General features: G+C 74.0%; 3 protein-coding genes. 1 reads left to right on the plus strand and 2 read right to left on the minus strand.

The genetic code is table 11. From position 1 onward, the window contains the following. Positions 1–338 precede the first annotated feature (338 nt). Together DQW06_RS06410 and DQW06_RS06415 are read right to left on the minus strand one after the other, a co-directional pair. On the minus strand, positions 339–1,547 hold the full coding sequence (locus tag DQW06_RS06410) for a cytochrome P450 (protein WP_013155682.1): 1,209 nt from the start codon (positions 1,545–1,547) through the stop codon (positions 339–341). A gap of 31 nt (positions 1,548–1,578) precedes the next feature. Next, entirely contained in the window at positions 1,579–2,520 is a 942-nt protein-coding gene (locus tag DQW06_RS06415; protein WP_013155683.1) for a DUF6895 family protein, read from the minus strand. A 304-nt stretch (positions 2,521–2,824) separates the two neighbouring features. On the opposite strand from DQW06_RS06415, the gene DQW06_RS06420 reads away from it, so the two are divergent. Beyond that, complete coding sequence (locus DQW06_RS06420) at positions 2,825–3,550, plus strand: class I SAM-dependent methyltransferase (protein ID WP_013155684.1); 726 nt, start codon at positions 2,825–2,827, stop codon at positions 3,548–3,550. Positions 3,551–3,700 lie beyond the last annotated feature (150 nt).

The following is a 3,700-nucleotide window of genomic DNA, read 5'->3' on the forward strand; positions in this document are numbered from 1 at the left end:
GTGTGGGGGCGGGGGAACCCGGGGTTGTCCATTGGAAAGAAGCCAGCCGTTCTTAAATCCCCGATCCCCTACGGACAAACCCTTCGCCCGTGGCCGCATGTGGCCATCGGAGAATAAAACCGAAAAAAACGGTCACGGCCCGTGTCCGCCGATCACCGAGGTCCGAGCATTGCGCCGGGATCCTCATTTCCCCGTTCTGCGGACAAACGCGTCCAAGCAGGCCCCGCCGTGCCCGGCGGCTTCAACCCGTAACCATTTCCTTTTCCATAGGAGATCGCCGTGGGTATCGGACGGGGAATTCCCCTCTTTTTGGAATCCCGTCCCTGAAGGCCGGCTCCTCACTCGCCCCAGGCGACCGGAAGGGAGTGCACCCCGTAGACCGCGGAGCTGTCGCGCATACGAACGCTGTTCGGCGGGACGGCCAGGCGCAGGTCCGGTATCCGCCGGAACAGCGTGCCGTACCCCAGCCGCAGTTCCGTCCGGGCCAGCTGGTGGCCCAGGCAGTGGTGGGCGCCCAGGCCGAAGGCCAGGTGCATGGGGCGCTCCCGCCCCGGGTCGAGCACGTCGGGGCCGGGGAAGGCCCGCGGGTCGCGGTTGGCGGCGGCCAGGGAGACCACGACCGCCTCCCCCGCCCGGACGCGCTCCCCGCGCACCTCCAGGTCCTCGCGGGCCACCCGCATCGCCCCGAACTGCATGATCGTCAGATAGCGCAGCAGCTCGTCCACCAGCCGCGTCATCGGCTTCGGGTCGGTAGCGGTGAGCGCCCCGCGCCACGGTCCGGGATGGGTGAGCAGGGCGAACGCGCCCAGGGCGAGCATGCTCGCCGTCGTCTCGTGCCCGGCGACCAGCAGCAGGAAGGCCATCGCCGCGACCTCCTCGTCCGTCAGGTCCGGGGCGTCCAGCAACCCGCTGAGCAGGTCCTCCCCCGGTTCGCGGCGCTTGCGGCGCACCAGGTCGGCCAGGAAGGCGTTGAGGTCGGCGAGCGCCGCCGAGACACGTTCCCGGGGCTGTCCCACGTCGAAGGCGACCGCCGTGTCGCGCTGGAACCGCTCGCGCTCCCCGTAGGGCACACCGAGCAGCTCGCAGATGACCAGCGACGGCACGGGCAGGGCGTAGTCGGTCACCAGGTCGGCGGGCGCGCCCGCCGAGAGCATGCGCTCCACGTGCTCCTCGGCGATCTCCCCGATGCGCGACTCCAGCAGGAGCATCCGCCGCCGGGTGAACTGCCCGGCCAGGCGCCTGCGGTAGCGGGTGTGCTCGGGCGCGTCCATCCGCACGAAGAAGCCGGGCGCCGCGGGAGGCGCCGGGGCCTGCCCCGGCGGCGGGACGCGGATGTCCTGCCGCGCGCTGAAGCGCTGGTCCACCAGGACGTCGCAGGCCAACTCGTAGTCGGTCACGAGCCACCCCCGCGTCCCGTCGGGCAGGGCCAGCCGGGTGATCGGCGACCTCTCGCGAAGTTCGGCGAAGCGGGGCGGCGGGTCCAGGGCGTGCTCGCGTGCGGTGGGCAGGCTCACGGGGCACGCCGACGGTGTCGGGGCGTCGGCCATGGACGTGCTCCTCTCGTCGCGGGACCCGCGCTCACGGGCGCGCGGACGCCCCGGCGTGGGCGGCGGCCATCGCGGTGACCAGGGTCGTGTGGTAGCAGGTGCGGAAGACGTAGGCGGTGGCCCGCTCCCCCGTGCGCCCGGCCAGGACCCCGGCGTCGAAGGGCGGACCGGGCAGGGAGCCGTCGGGGCGCTGGGCCCGGGCCAGCCGGTCCCAGGCCCGCCGCTCCAGCGCGGACGGCACCCCTCCGGCGATCCGCGCGCACAGGAGCAGTTCGGCGGTCAGGTCCAGATGGTCCTCGTCCAGGTAGGCGCGCAGCAGGCCGTCGAGCACGCGCCCCATGCGCGCGGCGTCCCCCGGCAGCGGCCGGGCCCCGAAGTCGGTGGCGTACAGGACGGCGTGGGTGACCCCGTAGGCGTCGTACTCGCCGGTGCCGCCCGCGTGCTCGGCCACGCAGGCGTCGTAGAGCGGCGCGGTGCCGGGCAGGTCCGCGGGGGCGGCGAGCCCGGCCAGGTCGAGGATGTGGCGCAGTTCCAGGGCCAGGACCGGCGAGGCCCCGGCGCCGGGGGGCCGCGGGGGCCGCCGCTCGGCCAGGGCCCGCGCGTCGGCGAGGGGCCCGTCCGCCGGACGGCCCAGGTCGGCGAGCAGCGCCGCCGTCCACAGCCGGTAGGGCGGGTTCTCGCCCTCCCCGCCGGGGGCGGTCGCGGCGACCGCGTCCCGGGCCAGCTCCGCGGCGGCGCGCTCCAGTCCCGCGGCTCCGGGCGGGGCCGGATCCGTCCGGCGCAGGAGGCGGCAGAGCATGAGCAGCTCCATGACGGTGGCCCCGGCGAAGTCGCGCGGCGGGAAGTGGTCGTCCCAGCGCGGCCCGAACCACTCCGCGTGGTCGGTGAGCCAGGCCAGGGCCGCGTCCAGGACGCCGGAGGCGGTGCTCGCGTCCGTCCGGGCCGTCGTGCCCGTCCCGCCGGTGGCGGCCATCGGTCCTCCCCGTCGCGTGCCGGGCGGGTCCCGGCGGTCCCCTCTTCCCTGCCGACGCTCCCGACCCTAGGTCGGCCCCGCTCACGGCGCTTCGGTCCGGAGGAGGAAATACGCGCCCCTCCCGCGGACCGGCCGGAGCCGTCCGGACGACGGAACCTCCTACCTGGGGAGGAGGATGCGCGAGAATGTCCGGGAATCGCGCCGCGAAGGGCGTCGTGAAGCGGTGTGGGGCCCCGGGTCGCGGGTAGGTTGAAGCGCGCGTTCACGCAGAGCGACCATCGAGCGACACTGGAGTGGGGACGGTATGGGAGACATCGACCTGGCGCTGATCGGGGACCTGTACCGCAGGTACCGGGACCCCCTGGCGAAGGTCCGGGACGCGCAGCGCGAGTTCCTCCGCCGCACGCGCGGGCGGATGACGCCGCAGCTGGACGACCTGGAGGCGGAGATCACCTACCTGCTGCTGCGCGAGACGCGGCCGGACACGGTGATGGAGCTGGGGACCTTCCACGGCTGGTCCACCACGTGGATCCTGTCCGCGCTGCGCGACAACGGCGGGGGGACGCTGCACTCCTTCGACATCGTGGACAACGTGGTGGCGAACGTGCCCTCCGAGCTGTCCCTGGGGCGGTGGGAGTTCCACAAGGGCGACATCCGCGAGAACATGTCCCAGGTCCCCGAGGGGATCGGGTACCTGTTCGTGGACGCCGCGCACAACGGCCGGTTCGCCAGGTGGTACCTGGAGTCGCTGTTCCCGCGCGTGGCCCCGGGAACGCCGGTCAGCGTCCACGACGTCTTCCACGGCAAGCGCGCCCTGCCCTTCACCGAGGGCGCCGTGGTGCTGTCGTGGCTGCGCGAGAACGGCACGGACTTCTTCACCCCCTCCCGCAAGAAGGCCCCCGCGCCCTACACCGCCCTCCTGGAGCTGCGGGAGGAGCTGGGGCTGGGCGAGCCCGTGCGCACCAGCACGGACAATCCGATGATCTACTTCCGGATGCCGGAGCACCGGGGCGCCCGGACCGGGAACTGAGGCTCCCGCGCCGGGCCGGGACCCCGGGGCGGCGCCCGCAGCACCGCCAGGTGGCGGGGTCCACACCGGTCGGGATCCCGGATCGCGCCCGCCGGTGACACCACGGGACGGCGGAGCATCCGCGCCGGGCGGGGCCTCCCGGTCTCAGAC

The organism is Nocardiopsis sp. TNDT3, from assembly GCF_003427465.1.
In the GTDB taxonomy this organism is placed as follows: Bacteria; Actinomycetota; Actinomycetes; order Streptosporangiales; family Streptosporangiaceae; genus Nocardiopsis; species Nocardiopsis dassonvillei.

Excerpts from the sequence above, each read along its gene's own strand:
- DQW06_RS06410 (WP_013155682.1), bottom strand. The coding sequence starts at position 1,547 with ATGGCCGACGCCCCGACACCGTCGGCGTGCCCCGTGAGCCTGCCCACC.
- DQW06_RS06415 (WP_013155683.1), bottom strand. The coding sequence starts at position 2,520 with ATGGCCGCCACCGGCGGGACGGGCACGACGGCCCGGACGGACGCGAGC.
- DQW06_RS06420 (WP_013155684.1), top strand. The coding sequence starts at position 2,825 with ATGGGAGACATCGACCTGGCGCTGATCGGGGACCTGTACCGCAGGTAC.